General features: G+C 55.3%; 12 protein-coding genes and 1 pseudogene. 11 read left to right on the top strand and 2 right to left on the bottom strand.

The annotated features are described in order from the left end of the window. Positions 1-295 precede the first annotated feature (295 nt). Positions 296-1,558, top strand: a complete 1,263-nt coding sequence (locus HY788_07460; protein ID MBI4774002.1) for a hypothetical protein — start codon at positions 296-298, stop codon at positions 1,556-1,558. A gap of 116 nt (positions 1,559-1,674) precedes the next feature. After that, positions 1,675-5,094, top strand: coding sequence for an SIS domain-containing protein (locus tag HY788_07455; GenBank protein MBI4774001.1), 3,420 nt, complete (start codon positions 1,675-1,677; stop codon positions 5,092-5,094). Positions 5,095-5,165: 71 nt separating this feature from the next. Here the strand turns inward: HY788_07455 and HY788_07450 are convergent, their stop codons facing one another. Continuing rightward, positions 5,166-6,452, bottom strand: coding sequence for an IMP cyclohydrolase (locus HY788_07450; protein ID MBI4774000.1), 1,287 nt, complete (start codon positions 6,450-6,452; stop codon positions 5,166-5,168). Positions 6,453-6,739: 287 nt separating this feature from the next. Between HY788_07450 and HY788_07445 the strand changes: the two genes are divergently transcribed. From HY788_07445 to prfB, 8 genes and pseudogenes are all read left to right on the top strand, one after another. Next, on the top strand, positions 6,740-7,294 hold the full coding sequence (locus HY788_07445; protein ID MBI4773999.1) for a hypothetical protein: 555 nt from the start codon (positions 6,740-6,742) through the stop codon (positions 7,292-7,294). A 43-nt stretch (positions 7,295-7,337) separates the two neighbouring features. Beyond that, positions 7,338-7,823, top strand: coding sequence for a hypothetical protein (locus tag HY788_07440; protein ID MBI4773998.1), 486 nt, complete (start codon positions 7,338-7,340; stop codon positions 7,821-7,823). A 143-nt stretch (positions 7,824-7,966) separates the two neighbouring features. Then, complete coding sequence (locus tag HY788_07435; protein ID MBI4773997.1) at positions 7,967-8,362, top strand: hypothetical protein; 396 nt, start codon at positions 7,967-7,969, stop codon at positions 8,360-8,362. A gap of 193 nt (positions 8,363-8,555) precedes the next feature. Beyond that, positions 8,556-9,563 (top strand): annotated as a pseudogene (locus tag HY788_07430) (potassium channel protein). Positions 9,564-9,635: 72 nt separating this feature from the next. Next, positions 9,636-10,106 (top strand): NUDIX hydrolase, encoded by a 471-nt coding sequence (locus HY788_07425; GenBank protein MBI4773996.1) that lies wholly within the window; start codon positions 9,636-9,638, stop codon positions 10,104-10,106. 109 nt (positions 10,107-10,215) lie between these two features. Then, positions 10,216-11,064 carry an HlyC/CorC family transporter gene (locus HY788_07420; GenBank protein MBI4773995.1) on the top strand — a complete coding sequence of 283 codons (849 nt, stop codon included), beginning with the start codon at positions 10,216-10,218 and terminating at the stop codon, positions 11,062-11,064. A 5-nt stretch (positions 11,065-11,069) separates the two neighbouring features. Beyond that, positions 11,070-12,626, top strand: coding sequence for an apolipoprotein N-acyltransferase (gene lnt / locus HY788_07415; GenBank protein MBI4773994.1), 1,557 nt, complete (start codon positions 11,070-11,072; stop codon positions 12,624-12,626). Between the two features lie 59 nt (positions 12,627-12,685). Beyond that, positions 12,686-13,708, top strand: a complete 1,023-nt coding sequence (prfB, locus tag HY788_07410) for a peptide chain release factor 2 (GenBank protein MBI4773993.1) — start codon at positions 12,686-12,688, stop codon at positions 13,706-13,708. A gap of 289 nt (positions 13,709-13,997) precedes the next feature. On the opposite strand, the gene HY788_07405 is transcribed toward prfB, so the two are convergent. Beyond that, positions 13,998-14,978, bottom strand: coding sequence for a YitT family protein (locus tag HY788_07405; GenBank protein MBI4773992.1), 981 nt, complete (start codon positions 14,976-14,978; stop codon positions 13,998-14,000). Between the two features lie 448 nt (positions 14,979-15,426). Here HY788_07405 and HY788_07400 point away from each other — a divergent pair, with 448 nt between their 5' ends. After that, a complete protein-coding gene (locus HY788_07400; protein MBI4773991.1) occupies positions 15,427-17,451 on the top strand; it encodes a beta-propeller domain-containing protein in 2,025 nt (674 codons plus the stop codon). The last annotated feature ends 84 nt before the right edge of the window (positions 17,452-17,535 follow it).

Genomic DNA, 17,535 nt, shown 5'->3' with positions numbered 1-17,535 from the left:
CCTGCTCAGTTGCCGAATTGGCGGCTCATCCTAACTGCGATAGATTGTATTTAATTGTTGCATAATTAAATAAAATTTGCATAATAGTGGGTAAATGAAGAAAAATCGATCGGAATCGAGCGCCCGTTCTTTCAGCCGATTCCGTCTGTCTAGTCGCCTTTGAGGAAGATCCTGTTTGACAGCCCGGAAACGATGGCTATACTACAATGCATTATATTATGAACCTGCGAGCGTCATCCGGTCCGATCCGGGTAGCAATCAGACGACCGCCTAACTCGCAATCGGAAAAACGCACATGACCAACTCCCATTCATCGAAAAGATGCGCCGGAGCTACTGCCGTTGCCCTGGTGGTTTTCTTTGCCTTGTTCGCCGCTCCCTTCCACGCCGCCGCCTGGCTTCCAGAGCAAGCGGACGTTAGCAGACGAACCGACACGCGATTCATGCGCCTCCCGCTGTCTCTTGAGAACGACTTGACCTACTTGTTATCCTTAACAAGTTTGGATAACGACTCTTTAGACCTTTCGGAAATACAGGATTTGCTCCGGTTCGTCGCCTCCGGCAGAGGAAACGGAGCTTATTTCCAACCGAATGATCGGGCCGGCTCCGAGGGCACGTTTTGTCAGACGGACCTGAATGTCTCCCTGAATAAGATTATTGCATACAATTACAGTCCGGACATTCCGTCTTATGTAGCGCACCCCGGCTCGGTTCGGCTTAGTGGGTGGAAGCCTAAAAACGGCCTATGGAAAGACCTCCGGAAGCTGAGTCGCCCTCTTCCCGATGAAGACAGCTACGTGGTGGTGCGAGGTGTTGAATACCAGGAGATTACTCCGGACACCAACTCCGGAGGGTATTACAGATACGACTCGCGAAGGGTCCTGATTCGGGGAAACGACAAATCCCATCCGTTCGTCATATCCATTTCCAGACAGATCGAACCGTCCGGGCCGGGCCGCAAGGGAGTCATCATCGGAGACGCGGATGAATGGAATTATTTCTACTCGGGCAGAGAAGGGTTGACGGTCAACGGTCTGGGTTGGGCCAGCACCTATATCTATGATTCGTTCTTTATAGCCGTCTATTACCAACCGGACACCAAATCACCTGTCACACGACACGCCGTTTTCAGTTGGCTCAAAGGAGGCTGGTGCTCCGTCAACGTTGTGAGCGCAGACCACATATATGAGGGAACCGAGCGGGCCATGACCACGTTCAAGGAAGTCATGGAATCTCCAAGGCTGCCGGATCCCGGTATTTTCGCGGATCTGGTAAAACAGATCCGGTCCTACACGGATCCGGAGTTGCGAAATCGCCTGATTCCTCATCTTTTTGAATTACAGAAGCTGTCCAAAAACCATCCCGTCCTATCTCGAAACGACTTCTCCGGCATCATCCGGGAAGGCAAGTATCTGGAGCGAATGTCAAGAGAAGAACTCGAAAGCATGGCGGTGCTGGAATACTTCAAACGTGAATTGGGGAAGAAGTCCCACATAACCGAAACAGCACTCAGCTCCAACACGCCGTCGGGACAGAATCCTTCTCGTATAAGGCGATAGCGAGCTTCATCCAACGTTTTCAGAGCATCATCTTCTTGCTTCCTCTTATCCGTCTTTAGGGGCTCTCATACTAGAGCACACACGCATTCTATCAAACTCAGCTATGGGGAACATTCATGTGCGGGATAGCCTGTTTTTTGGGTAACAACCGGTGGCGGGAATCCTCGGAACTTACGTGGGTGGAAGACCTGCGCAGCGATCTCGCCGGCGCTTCATCGGATCCGGACGACCTTACGAGACTGACAAGCTCCGTTGAAGGTCTGGCGAACCGCTTCAAGGACTTGATGTGCTTCGCGCTCCACCTGAACATGCTGACGGATCCGCGCACGTCAGAGTCCATCGAGAACATAGCCGGTTACGTTCTTTCCCTGAGGGACCGCACGTCTGAGATGATTAAGCGAGGCGAATCCTCCCACGGTCTGGAGAGCCTTCACGAGAAGCTCGAGGATTATCTCTGGCAGCTGGACCGTGAAGTCATACAGAACGTGACCCGGACCCGATCTCTGATATCGGAGGGGCTCGGTGGTGAACCCACCCGGTCTCAGCACTACCTGGCCTGGGTCATCGAACAGGTTATCGAGAGCATCGACAAACTTGAAGTGCGTGGACGGGATTCCGCCGGCCTTGCCGTTTTGTGCGTCCTTCCCTCCGGCACGCGTCCCGAAGACCGTCTCGACGAGTTCGAACGCGCCGAGCTGGACCGCCGCCGGTCCATCCGGAACGCCCTTTCAGGCTTCGTTCTCACGGGTATGCTCCCAGATGGTCGCAGGATCTGCCGATTCGTCTATAAGGTGGCCAACCTGGTCGGAAGACTGGGCGACAATGGAAACGCCCTGAGGGCGGCGATCCGGGATGATCGCCTGCTGTGGAAGCTGTGCGCGGAGTTGGAGAGCGCCAATCTCATCGCCCACACGCGTTGGGCGTCGAACGGCATCATCAGCGTTCCAAACTGCCATCCGGTAGACGGCCGCGTTATAAGAAGAACACCCTCGAAGGACGGCGGAAACGATGATGTGATGTTCGTCCTGAACGGGGACGTGGACAATTACGGCGCCTTGGTGGATACCGTGGTGATTCCCAACGGGGCGAGTATAGACCCCTCTATCAGCACCGACGCGAAGATCCTTCCCGTGCTGTTCAACCTGGATGGCGCCGAAAGAGAATCCGCCGGCGACCGCTTTGGCCATGTGATGCAGCGCTGCGTGGGCTCACTGGCCGTGGCGATGCAGCACCCAAAACAGCCGAGTAGCCTGTACCTGGCCCAAAAGGGAAGCGGACAAAGCCTGTATGTAGGCAAAGTACTCGATGGCTGGCTCGTCGCATCGGAACCATACGGCCTGGCGGCGCGATGCCGGCGCTCCTATCCCATAGCCACGGTGGAACAGGGAGGGGTGAGTGTCATCCTCTCGGAAGCCCCAAGCTCCGGCGAAGAGGACGACGTCGAGTTAAGCGGCAGATTCCTCGCCGGAGGCGGCTCGTTCCATCTGAAACCGGAAACCATCGAAGTGTTCTCCCGGGATATTTTCCGAAAACACTTCGATTATTACATTGAAAAAGAAATCCATGAAGCTCCCGAAAGCGTGTTGAAAACGCTCCACGGCAAATATCGCAAGAGCAATGGTCGAGTGGAATTCCTCCTGGGGAATTTCGGGAATTGTCACGCCCTCCTCCGGAGATTCCAGAGTCCGGATTTACCTCCTATCCGTCGCATCGTTGTAGCCGGCCAGGGAACCGCGTCGATTGCTTCCATGGGAATCGCGTTCCTGATCCGACGCGCCCTCGAGCCGCGGGGAATCGTGGTGGAGTCGACAAAGGCGTCGGAATTATTCGGTTTCCTGGCGGACCGCCGTCTGGAAGATACGGTTCTGATCGCGGTGTCGCAAAGCGGCACGACCAATGACACAAACCGTGTCGTCGACCTGGCGCGGGAGCGGGGCGCATGGGTCCACGCCATCGTCAACCGTCGGAACTCTCCCCTGGTCCGGAAATCCAATTCCTACATGTACACTAGCAACGGGCGTGACGTCGAAATGTCCGTGGCGTCCACCAAAGCATACTACTCGCAGGTGGCGGCGGGAAAACTCATGGCGCTTTGGCTGGCCAAGGAGCTGGAAGTCATCGGAGATGAAGATCTTTTTTCGGAATTGACCGAACTCGAGAACCTGCCGGACAAGATCGCGGAAGTGCTGAAAAAGCAAGAGAGCATAGCCCGCTATGCGGGGCAATACGGCCCCTTCAACCGGTACTGGGCCGTTGTCGGAAACGGCGCCAACCGAATCGCCGCGGAAGAGATCCGCATCAAACTCAGTGAACTATGCTACAAGTCCATTCCCTGCGATGTGACCGAAGACAAGAAACATATCGACCTGTCCACGGAGCCGTTCACCATTGTCGTGGCCAACGACCTTTCCGAAATGGTCGTGCAGGATACTGTAAAGGAAGTCACGATTTTCAAAGCCCATAACGGCAGGCCCATGGTGTTTTGCGCCGCCGGAGAACATCGATTCGACGGCATCGCCGAGTGTACGACAAAACTGCCGCTCATCGGCGGCGGACTGGCCTTTGTTCTGGCTACGGTTGCCGGACACTTGTGGGGAATAGAAGCGGCCAAGGAGATCGATCGCCGGGCGGACTGCTTTCGTAACATACGCCATCAACTGGCCCGGGTCATCGAACATACGGCCGATTGGGATCCCGACGATCTGCTGAGGCGTCTGGAAGAGGGCCTTTCCATGATCGAAAACGGCCAAATGGACTCGGCTCTTCCCGCCCGCCACGTCGCCGCCCTGGCCCGGTACATCTTGCGGTTGAAAGACCAACCTCGGGATATGGAACCCGATCAAGGCCAACTCATGGAAGCACTGTCGATTCTGAACAACCTCATCGATGAGTCCACCCGTCCCATCGACACCATTCGACACCAGGCAAAGACCGTAACGGTGGGCATCTCGCGACCGCAACTGGAGATTTCTCCCCTGCTCTTGGACAGCTTCCAGTTGTTGGGAGTCCTCCCGGACCATCTCATGCCTCACGACCGGCATCTCCTCGAAGCCCTGTCCCCCGTGATCTCGGGCGTGGAAGGGGGCCTTTTGTACCAGGTTTTGGACCCCATCGAAACGAGAGCCGATTCGCCGCCGCCAAGAATTCGCGCCGTAGCGGGGACGGGTTCCTCGAAGGTCGAAGAATCCCGTTACGTTACTCCGCAACACGCCAAAGGTTCCAAACGGAGAGTCCTGCGTACGAGCAAAAGCGACTGGTCCGCCGGACCACAGGGAACGCAGACCATGATTGTCCTCCCCGTATTTATGGAATCGGACCTCGTTTGCTCCCACGAGGCTCTGCTCCATCTGGTGTTTATTACGCAAGCGTCTCTGCAGCAGAAAATCGCCATCCTTGCGCAACTCGGCCAGAAGTATCAGGACCTGATCGACCAGAAAGAGGAACTCTCCGTTGCCAAGGAGATCGACGAGATTCTCGCCGACGCCTCGCCCCGGGACCTGATTTTCAAAAGCGTCGACGCTTTGTTGAAAAAGTAGGGGCGTGCTGCAATACGCCCCCGCACCGGGACACGACGGGCGAATCATTATTCGCCCCTACCTGCTTCGGCTCAATGCTTAAAAGCTCTCTGGCCGGTGAAGACCATGGCGGCGCCGGCCTCGTTGCAGGCTTCGATCACTTCGTAGTCCCTGAGTGATCCGCCGGGCTGCACCACCGCCCGAACGCCCTCTTTCAAACCTACGTCCACTCCGTCGCGAAACGGGAAGAAGGCATCTGAAACCATGGCCGATCCGATGAGGCCTCCCTTGTTCGCCCGCGCAATCTCCTCGATTTCCTCTTTTTGAGTGACGGGGCGACGGCCCTGCTGAATATCGAGTTCGAGCGTCTTGAATGGGACACCGTGTTTCTTGAAGCAAACGGCGTCCCGATATTTGGCATAGGCCTTGTAAACAGCGATTTCAGCTACTCCCACACGGTCCTGTTCCCCTGTGCCGATGCCCACGGTAGCCCTGTCTTTTACGTACAGGACGGAGTTGGACGTCACGCCCTGCTCCACCGCCCACCCGAACAGCAGGTCTTCCAACTCGTCGTCCGTGGGAGTCCGATCGATTCGATATTCCTTGCCCTCGTGCGAGGCTGTCGCCGACAGGAAGTCCTTCTTGCCGAGAACCCGATTTACGGCGGATTGCTGTACGATGATTCCGCCGTCCATCAGACTCTTGAAATCCAGGAACCGGCTGTGTACGTAGGATTGCAGATCGCTCATCCTCCGAATGCGCACGATACGCAGGTTGGCCCTCTTCCGTAATAGATCCAACGCCTTCCCGGCGTAGTCCGGCGCGACGACGACCTCGAGATAGTTGTCCGCAATCAGTTGCGCCGTTTCCGCGTCCACTTCCCGGTTGAACGCGGCGCAGCCGCCGAACGCCGCAATCCGGTCCGCCATATTCGCACGGGCATAGGCTTCCGCAAGACTGCTCCCGTAGGCCACACCACAGGGGTTGTTGTGCTTGACAATGACCGCGCAGGGTTGTCCCATCAAAAATTTCAATATATTCAATGAATTGTCGATATCGGTAAGATTGGTCTTTCCGGGATGTTTTCCGAACTGCAGCATGTCCTCTTCTTTTATCGAGCTGACCAGGCCTTCTCCAGGCTCGACAAAACGGCAATCGCCCAAGACCAGATTGCCGTTCAGCAGCCGATACAAGGCGGCTTCCTGTCCCGGATTCTCGCCATACCGTAGCCCTCGTTCCACAACGGGGCCGGTTGAATCCTCACGGATCTTCCAGGTATGTTTTTCATAAACAAGGAGTTGTCCTCCGAAATCCATGGTGATCCGCTTGGGGAAATGGTCTTCCACTATGGTATAGTATTCTTTTTTCAGGTCCGCCATAAACGTCTTCCTTTCTCGGTCAGGCGAGTGGTGTCCAGATGAGCCGTGTCCGCCGGTCCATCGCCGGCCTCAAGAACGCAGGGTGAATAGTCATCATTTCCATCCATCTTGCCTTTTGTCAACTTCCATGTAAAAAGGAAATTGCGAGCATGCGCGCTGCTTATGAAGAAACGGGTTTTCGAAGAACGCCTTGAACGATGAGACACAAATCCCTGCAGGCGGCGCTTGCAATCCGGACCCGAATCTTTTATCTGTTAGCCTTGATGCGGAAAGCGTAGAGGTATGAAATGAGCACGGAAGAGTTAACGATCTATTTGAAGGAACATTACGGAGAATCGGTTTTCAATCGACTCCTTGCCGGCCAACAGAAATCCGTGCTCCACTGCCACGGCCATGAGATCTTGAGAGGCACGGTGGCTGCCAACGATCCGTTCGATGTGCTGTTCAAAGAGGATCAAAAAGGCCCCATCGAGATCAACAAGCTTCAGATCAAATTCCTGTTCGAAGCCGCTGCAGAAGCTTCGGTAAACAAGTTGCTGAAGGTTGAACCCGACATCAGGAACCGTAATCTGGATCCGATTCCGCAGCCGGGCAACCGGAATCACGTGAAGAACAAAACCCTTTCCCCGGTCATGCAGGAACGGCGCGTGGTTTTTCTTACCACCCTCGAGGGAGACCTTATCAGGGGCCTTGTTACCGGATTCAACCGCTACGAAATCACCATCAAACTGAAAGACGGAACCCCCGTGGTGGTTTTTCGACACGCCGTATTCGACCTGAGGGACAAGAAAGGCGTGTCGCTGTTGAAAAAAGCGGTGGTCAAAAGGGTGAAGAGCCGCTAGGAATCCGGAGTCCGTACGCAAGCGAAATCGGCCGGCCGAATCCATGAGATCCATACAATTTCTGAAAGATACGGGTATATACCAGCCGTTCCAGGCAAGATTGGATTTGGCGCAAGACCTTTGGGAACGGTACCACGCATGCCTGGCGAAGGATAAGCAACTCACCGCTTTACTGGACCAATATCGCCGTTGTATAGATGGCAGCGCCCAAGCGATGAAGGACACGGGCGTTTTCAGCCTTTGCGCCCGTTGTGATACGGAAGAAGGGGGAAGCTGCTGCGGGAACGGCATCGAACTGCGATACGACGCTGTGCTTCTCCTGCTGAATCTCTTGCTGGGAGCTGAACTCGAGGAAGACAGGTTGGAGCATGATTCCTGCCACTTTCTCGGTGAACGCGGCTGTACATTGCCGGCAAGGCAGGTCCTGTGCGTGAACTATTTGTGCCGTCAAATCACGCAAAAGCTGCCGACACCCGACATCATCCACGTTCAGGAAGTCTGCGGCAAGGAGTTGGACGTTCAGCATTAAGCGGCAATGAAGGCGAACGGAAGTCAACGGATCTTGCCTCTCTTGGCCGGTGCATCCCCGACCTCGTTGAGGAAGGTCTGCTCCTTCCCCGTCACACCGTATTTCTGGACATGGGATGTGCGGACGGTCGAGTAAACGTATTGATGAGTTACTGGGTCCGGTTCTCTCTCGGCGTCGAGTTGGACGAAGACCTGATCGCGAAAGCGTCGCCTCTGCGGAATGAATTGAATGACCTGCTGGAAGGCCGCAATCTTGCAACGCCTCCGGACCGGCTTCGAACATGGGTGGGCGATTCATTAAAAGACTCCACCTATGCCGAGCTGAGACGGGATACGGGAATCGGCTTTGAAAACATCGACGTCTTCTACACCCACTTTACACTGCACGATGTTTTCGCCGATAAGATTGCCCGGGAAGCCAAAGCGGGCGCCGTCTACCTGGTTTACGGGTTGGACCGCGTCATTCCAAGGTATCCGGGACTTCGGGCGCTGACTCAGGATCGAGCTCTCCACGGCATCCTGGGGGTCTATCGGAAATAGGACCAAAGACCTATAGCCTCATTGTCCATAAAACCAAAACCCCGCAGGCCGGGTAGTCGAACATAAACCGGTGGGACAAACCGCCAGGCGGTGCGAAACTCGTCGGGCTCTCGAATCCCACCCGAGCGGCCGATAAAAACCCACGCAGGGTGATGCCGTGTTTCCACGAAATCGAGTTGCTGGAGTTGCAGCCCTGGTTTTTCTGGTGATCCTCATCGGAAGTCTGGGCTATTATATTTTGTTCTTTGGGCAGGAATCCTTCCTGAAATGTGTCTATATGACGGTCATCTCGCTGACTACGGTCGGGTATGGCGAAGTTATAGACGTCAGCCGCCGTCCTGTGACCGTCATTTACACCATGGTGCTCATCATATCGGGGATGGGCGTATTGGTATACGCCGCAAGCTCTCTTACGGCTTTCATAGTGGAAGGCCACTTCACGGGTCTGTTGCGGAGGAAACATATGCAGAGTCAGATCAACAAGTTGAGCGGCCACTGCATCGTGTGCGGAGTCGGGGAGACCGGACTTCGCGTGATCGATGAGCTGCTCAAGAATTTGAATCAGGTCGTGGCCGTGGACATCAATCCGCAGAGGTTGTCTCTTCTCGAAAACGTCGCATGTTCGGCGGAACGTCGAGCCGGAAGCGGAGGAGAAGGTCTCTTCTTTTTGGAGGGAGACGCCACCGACGATCAGATTCTTGAAAGCGCCGGCATCGTGAAAGCGTCCGGCCTCGTAGCCGCCCTTCCCACGGATAAGGAAAATCTCTATATCACCATGAGCGCCCGCATGCTTAACCCCACGATGCGTATTGTGTCGAAATTCGTGGACGTCGGAATCGAGCCCAAACTCCGCAAGGCCGGGGCCAATTCCGTGGTTTCTCCCACACTCATTGGAGGCTTGAGGATTGCCTCCGAGATGATCAGGCCCTCCGCCGTTGACTTTTTAGACAAGATGATTCGAAGCGCTCGCGGAACGCTGAGAATCGAAGAGGTTCCCGTCAAAGAGGGCTCGAAGCTGGCCGGTAAGAAGCTGGGAGAATGCAACCTTCCCCAAAAATACGACCTGATGGTTTTGGCCGTCGAGCCGAGCCGCGGGGCCCCGATGGAATTCAACCCCAATCCGGAGGTCACCCTCGAAGCCGGAATGGTTCTCGTCGTCATGGGAGAGGTTCACGACGTCAAGCGGGCGCGGGAGATCTGAGTCTTCCGCTTTTTTTCGGAAGGGGCGACGAGATGCTCGAGCCCCTCAACCATTTCTCGATATGGATGGATCATGCGAAGAGAATACCCCGAACAACCTGTCTTATGTGTAGCCGCCGTAGTCTTTGACCCCGATGACCGTCTCCTGCTGGTGCGCCGGGCCAAGCAGCCTTCCCTCGGCGCATGGTCCATTCCCGGCGGCGCCGTGGAACTCGGCGAGACCCTCCGGGAGGCCATTATCCGAGAAGTGCTGGAAGAGACAGGAGTTCAGGCCGATCCCGTCGAACTCATCACTTTTGTCGAAAGGATCGTCAAAGCCGAGGGCGAGATGCCGCAATTTCACTATGTGATTGCGGAATTCCTTTGCCGCTGGAAAAGCGGCGTCCCGTCGCCCTCGGATGATGTCGACCGGGCCTTCTGGGTCCCCAAGTCGGACCTATCCAAGTACGCGCTTCCCAAAGTGACTCAGGAAATCATTCATAAAGGCTGGCTGATGTATCATGAGCAACCGGCGGGCCGCATCATGCCCGTCAGTCAATGGTAAAAGGCCGGCCGGCGAAGCTTGTCCGTACCATTGGAATCCGCCGGAATTCCGTTGACAGACCCGGCATTTGTTCTTAATATTCTTTTGACATGACTGGTGGTGACTAGCATTGGATGACGACGTCCATCCCTCGTTTATTCAGCGTCTGACCCGATTCCTCGGACGGCGGCGCTTGAGCCGTTCAGCGCGCATCGAACAGGAAATTCACGAACTCATCGGCGCCGGAGAACAAGAAGGCCTGATCACCCTTCAGGAAGGGGATATGATCCAGGGCGTGCTGGAATTAGGGGACACGAGCGCCCGCGAAATTCTGGTTCCCCGGACGGAGATCGTCGGCGTTTCCCTGGACGCCTCGCTGGCGGACATCATAGGCTGTTCCGACGAGTATGGTCATACCCGATATCCCGTATTTAGAGACAATCTGGATCACATCGAAGGCGTACTTCATGTGAAGGATCTGCTTCCCTTCTGGGGAAAGGATGCTTCTTACAAGATCATACCGGAGGCCATGAGGCCCGCTCATTTCGTGCACGGCGGCAAACGCGTGAACGAACTCCTCAGGGAAATGCTCGATGATCACATTCACATGGTGATTGTTACGGATGAGTATGGGGGCACGGACGGTCTTTTGACCGTTGAGGATATTATCGAGGAGATTGTCGGGGAAATCCACGATGAACACGACCGCGAGGTCGACATGATTTCCCGCATCGACGAAAACACCTTTCTCGTTGACGCTCGGATGGACATCGAGGATCTGGAAGAATCTCTTCAAGTCAAGCTGCCGGAAGGCGACTACGGGTCCCTCGGGGGTTTTCTAGTCGAGTGTTTCGGTAGGGTTCCCGCTTCGTCGGAAGAATACGCCTATGAAGATTTGACGTTCACGATCGAGTCGGCGGACCAACGGCGTATCGAGCAGGTTCGAGTCGCCCGCAACAGACCCTCCCACACCAACTGACGATCATGTCTGCAATCGCGCTATCTTTGCTCTCCGGCATACTGCTGACTCTCGCTTTCCCCAAAACGGAATGGTGGCTCCTGGCCTTTTTGGCCCTGATTCCTCTGTTCAAAGCGATCAGCGGGAAGAATCCCAGGCGGGCGTTCCTTTTGGGATTCATAACGGGACTGACGCATTTCGTCAGCCTCATCTACTGGGTCTATCACGTGATGGGCTACTACGGGGGACTATCTCCTGCGGTCTCCGTGTTGGTGCTCTTGCTGTTCACATCGGTGCTGGCCCTGTTCATCGGGTGTTTCTGCCTGACCTTGGCCTGGCTCGAGCGCAAGGGCTCCCATCTCTTTCCTGCGGCCCCTCTGCTCTGGGTGACCTTCGAGTGGGTTCGTTCTCACATTTTCACCGGATTTCCCTGGGAACTCCTGGGATACTCCATGTACCGCCGGCTCGCCTTCATTCAGGCGGCGGATATTGTCGGGGTATACGGAATCTCCTTTGTCCTGGTCAGCGTAAACGTGGCCCTGTTCCTTTTGCTGTTTTCGGACCGCCCCTGGAAGAAACGACTCGTATCCGGGGAAGTCATCTCCGCTGTTGTGATGGTCGCTCTGCTTCTGGTCTACGGGCAAACGCGACTCGAGTGGATCGAGGCGGAGTCCGCCTCGGCTTCGAAAGTGCACATCGGGATGGCCCAGGGTAACATTGAACAAGACAGAAAATGGTTGAAAGAGTACCAGTCGGGGACTTTAGACATTTACGAGGCCCTAACCGCTGAAGCGGTCCAACGCGGCGCCACCCTGGTGGTTTGGCCGGAAACAGCCGCGCCCTTCTATTTCGATCGCGACAAGCTGCTCACCGACCGGCTGCGCTCTATCGCCCGCAACCATGAGACGCATCTTCTCGTCGGCGCACCCGCCATAAGCTGGGACTCGAGGGGACGGGTTCGGCTTTTCAACAGGGCCCTGCTGTTGGACGGGTCGGGAAATACGTTGAATAGGTACGACAAGAGTCATCTGGTGCCCTATGGGGAGTATGTGCCGTTGAAGAAGTGGTTTTCGTTCTTGGGTAAGCTGGTAGAGCAGGTGGGCGATTTCTCGTCGGGCGAACCCGGAGGGATACTCTCCTATGACGATATCCGCTTGGGGCCCCTCATCTGTTTCGAGTCCATTTTCCCTTATCTCGCAAGAAAAGCGCATCTCAATGGCGCTCAAATCCTGGTAAACATCACCAACGATGCGTGGTTCGGCCGTTCCAGCGCTGCCTACCAGCATTTTTCCATGTTGACCTTCCGTTCCGTGGAGACCCGGAGCTTTTCCGTCAGGGCGGCCAACACGGGAATTTCGGGCGTTATCCACGCGTCCGGAAAGGTCCTGATGACGACGACGCTGTTCGAAGAGATGGTGATCGACGCCGAAGTGCCGATCCTGACAATAGATACGTTTTACGCCCGATACGGGGATTTTTTTGCATTTTGTTGTATAATCGGTATAGTTGTACTAGGGGTTCGCGCCTACATTGGGGCAAGACAACAAGGAGGAACTAAACATGTATTCGGAAGCAAAAAATAGACTGACCTCTGTGAAAGAACGATTGGACTTTTTAAGAGGTCGTCTTTGAAGTCGAGCGGATTCAAAAGAAACTGAAACGCATTGATTCCATCATGGCGAGAGAACGGTTCTGGGCCAATCAGGACCGCGCCAAGAAAATTCTCAAGAAACGGGCCTATCTTTTACCCAGGCTAGAGCATTTCCAGAAAGTCGAGCAGCGCACCGAAGACACCGAAATTCTCATAGAACTCGCCAGGGAAGAGGAAGATCTGGGCGCCATGAAGGAAGCCGACCAGCATCTTGAGCAGATCGAAAACGATCTGGGTGAGTTGGAATTCGAGCGGATGCTCGGCGGCCCGGACGATTTTCGCAATGCCATCGTATCCATAAACGCGGGGGCCGGCGGCACCGAGGCTCAGGATTGGGCTCAAATCTTGCTTCGCATGTATCTCAGATGGGCGGAAGATCATAGTTTTGAAACGGAAATTCTGGATATGGTCGATGGAGAAGAGGCGGGCATCAAGAGCACTACTTTTATAGTCAAGGGACTGAACGCCTATGGGTTCCTGAAAGCCGAAGTAGGCATCCATCGTCTGGTGCGCATATCGCCTTTCGACGCGAGCGGACGCAGGCACACCTCCTTTGCATCCCTATTTGTCTATCCCGAAGTGGATGACGAGATTGTTATCGAGGTCCGGGAGGAAGACTTGAGGGTCGACACCTTTCGAGCCAGCGGTCATGGGGGCCAGCACGTGAACAAGACCTCGTCCGCCGTCCGCCTTACGCATTATCCGACGGGTCTCGTTGTCACATGCCAGAACGAGAAGTCGCAGCATCGAAACAAAGAATCGGCCATGAAGGTGCTCAAAGCACGCCTCTACGAAATGGAACTTCAGAAAAAAGCGGAAGAAATGGACAAGCTCCACAAGACCAAGAAGGACATCGCCTGGGGAAGTCAGATCCGCTCTTACGTGCTTCAGCCGTACCGCTTGGTGAAGGACCACCGGACCGACCACGAGGAGGGCAATGTGGACGCCGTTTTGGACGGACGGCTGGACGAGTTCATCCAGGCCTTCCTGCTCGATCAGAGTCCGCGGATATAAGAGTCCCGCCGGACGGCGCCGCTGTTTCGGTTTGCTTTGTCGATACGGCTCTCCAACTGGACGATCAGTATAGTGAGGGAAGCATTACGAGTGTTTCCCTCGTATTTTTTCAAGGCTTTTGCAGGCGTCGCCGCGCCGCTCATNGGATTCCTATGTCGAAACACTCGCGAAACCGGATTTGGATGACGGCAAGGCTGAGGAAGGAAGTTGCGCATTCGCACGGATTGTCATGAGGTACTTCGGTTCCGCCTTCGCCTTGCGATGAACCCTCCGTCGACGGAAACCTGTGTCACCAACGCGGCTGATTCCCTATGCGGGTGCCCATCACTTCAAGGGTATCGGATACCACCAGGAATACGTTGGGATCGATATCGCGAGCCAGTTGTTTGAGTCTCGGAAGTTCCTGGAATGCGATCACGGTGTACAGCATATGCATGTCCTTTCCGGTGAACCCCCCATGACCGTCAATAATCGTAACCCCTCTATTGATCTTCTTGGTGATCTCGCTGGAAATTCTTTGCCATTCGGGAGAGATGATAATCACCACCCTTCTCTGACTCCATCCCATAACCACAACGTTGACGACGGCGGAATTCACATAGATATAGATCAGGGTGTAGAGCGCCATTTCCAGGGAAAACATGATCGCGCCGAATACAAGAATGACGGTGTTGAACGCAAGAATTGTCGTTCCCAGTCGAATTGAAAACCGTTTCAGGAAGAAGACCGAAAGGATATCCAGTCCTCCGGCTGACCCCAAAGATCTGAGAATGACGCCGGCGCCGGCGCCCATGATAATGCCGGCCAGGAGAGCGGCCAGTATCTTGTCGTGAACGGGAACGCTCACCTGCGTCCACTCGAGAGCTCCCGAGAATATGAGCAGCCCCGCTATGCTGTAAAAAAAGAAGCGATGTCCGACATATTTCCATCCAAGAGCAAAGACCGGGACATTAAGCACAAAGTAGAGAATCGACACGGGAAATGAAGGGATCAGATAATGAATGACCAACGACAGTCCCGTAAATCCGGCTCCGAGAAACTTCTGTGGAAGCAGTATCCCGTTCACAGCCACACAACAAACGATACTGCCCACCGTAATGAGGGTGAGGTTCCAGACGACCTGAGTTAAGCCGTCGGAGGTCAGTTTAAAGGGCCGATGAGTCAATTTTCCTCCAAGCTTATTATTTGGAATGATGGACGCCACGCTTGCGAAGGTTCGTTCCGGAACACCGCTCGTTAGGGGGAACTCGATACAGGGACTGAATCCCATCGATGCCGCCTTTGGAGCTATTTGGAGCCTTTCCTGCGTGGGTAACGAAGATCAAGAACTCGACATGGCTTGGACAAGTGATATCCTTCATGTCCATCCGTACAATCTTTCGCGAGGCCTCGCCTCTCCAATCCGGAATCGCTCGATGGCTGCGTTTCCGAAGGAGCACCACGCCGCATGCACATGCCAACGTTTGGCGTGATAGGTTACTCCGGCTCCCGTGTCAATCTCTTTCCTTGCCGGTCGAGCGTAAGACCGGCAACGATCCGTACTTTTGGCCGGCCGTTCTTTGCCACAAGACTTAGCCACCCTTCGAACGGCCGTTCAAATCCCCGGGACGAAGCCAGGATGGAATAGCTTGACGCTGCCCGCGCGCAGCGCTATTTGTTTGGGAAGAAAATGCTTCAGATCAACCAAAGTTCGCACGCAAAAATGGAGGACAAACGCTATGGCAGCGACTTTCTCTTTTCGCCGCTTTCCGTATCGGATAGGCGGGGGGCTCGTCGGCTTTTTAGCTTTGGCCGGCTTGATTGTCCTGATTGCGGGATGCCGCTCCGGCGGATCCGAGGCCACGTCCATCAATGAACAGGCAAACGTCCGGCTGACCCGGAGCGTCTCGTGTGAGGAACTGGAAGCCTCAATCAAGCGAGAAGCGATCCGCATGATCGAGGCCGCCTATTCCGACGTAGAGGATTGCTACAGAATCGTTCCACTGCCCGGTGAGCCGGTGGACGCCCTCCTTCCATCACCGCCGGGGTCGGGAGGAGCCCAGGAGTTAAGCGGAGATTATTCCTCGACCAACGTCCAAGAGCCCGGAATAGATGAGCCCGACATTGTAAAGACAGACGGCGAAGCCGTGTACGTGCTCAGCGGCAGTTTTCTCCTGATTTTCGGCGCCGCCTCGCCCCAGAGTCCGGTTGAGCTCTCGAGGATCGAGCTGCCGGGCGCCCCTCAAAGCATGCTCGTGAGCCAAGACAAAGTCGCGGTTTTTTGCGTCCCGGCTCCGGCCGAGGTCCCAGGCGGCGATAGTGTTCCTGAATACGACTACGGCCTATCGCTGGTGCTCGTAGACGTATCGGACAAGAGAGCCCCATTCGTTTGGAGGGAGATTCAGATCCAGGGCTGGCTCCAGAGTGGACGCCTCATAGAGGATCGCCTCTACTCTCTGGTGGCCGGCAATGTAAACACACCTCAATGGGACTACTCGAAAGGTCTCGAAGCCAACGAGGAACTCGTACAGGAGCAGAGCCTGAGTTCATGGCTGCCCCACTCGCTGGATATCGTCCACGGCGCTCAAGGCCGGGAGACCTATGAGGACACCCTCTTTTCCTGCGATTCGTTCTATGTCCCCGATGGAGAGGACCTGGGCATGCTTCTGACGGTTTTCGTTCTGGATATGAAGGACCCGCTTGCGGGACCGGCTCAGGATTCTATTTTCAGCACCACTGCCGTAGCCTACGCATCCTCCGAGAGCCTATTCGTTACCAACGCGGTTGTGTCGGGAGAGGACTGCGGGCAGCACTCTCGAATCCATCGGTTTGATCTTCGGGCGAATCCCGGGCGCGCCACCTATACGGCTAGCGGTGAAGTGGAAGGCTGGCTTCTGAACCAGTTTTCGATGAGTGAAAAAGACGGCTTCCTAAGAGTCGCCACGACTCAGCAACCCCTTTTCGTGGAGGAATCCCCTCCATCGAGCAACAATGTGTTCATCCTTAAAGAATCGGGAACAAATCTGGAACAAGTCGGGGAAGTGCGCGGCATCGCCCCGGGGGAACAGATCTACGCGGTCCGTTTCGTGGGAAGCCTGGGTTTCGTTGTGACTTTCGAGCGGGTGGACCCTTTGTTTACGTTGGACCTGGAGGATCCGTTCGACCCAAAACTCGCAGGTCAACTCGAGGTGCCCGGCTTTTCCAATTACATCCACATCGCGGATGAAACCCATCTGCTCACTATAGGCAAGGACACGGAGGATCAGGGGACCTTTGCATGGATCAAGGGGATGCAGGTCTCCTTGTACGACGTGTCGAACTTGGGCGCGCCCTCCCTTCTGGACATGGAAATTATAGGAACCACGGGCACGGACTCGGAGGCCCTTTACGACCACAGGGCGTTCAACTACTACGCGCCCGACCGCATCCTTGCCCTGCCAATTACCGTGTTCGAGGAACAGGAATCCCCGCCCGGCATTCTCGACCCGATCTTTTCGGGTTTCCAGGTATATCGGGTCGACCCGGCTTCCGGGTTGGCATTTGCGGGCCAACTGGACCACGACGAGTTTTACGCGGACAATCCGTTGTGCTACCCCAACGGCATGAGAAGGACTCTGGTCTTGGGCGATTATTTGTACACGTTTTCAAGCGGCGGGATGAAAGTAAGCCCCCTGGACAACATCTCCTCAGCCACGGCGTCCGTCTCTTTTTCTACGTGTACTTCCTATGAACCGGTTCCTGTGCCCGGGAGGCTGAATCCATGAGGTCTCGATGAGAGGGACAAGTCACCTCTTGGCTCTTATGTCATAATCCCTCCAGGGATTACCGGGCTTGGACCCTCACGTGTT

The organism is Deltaproteobacteria bacterium (assembly GCA_016208165.1).
Lineage (GTDB): Bacteria > Desulfobacterota > Desulfarculia > JACQYL01 > JACQYL01 > JACQYL01.
Note: the sequence above shows the minus strand (reverse complement) of the source record. Positions and strands in the feature narration are given on the sequence as shown.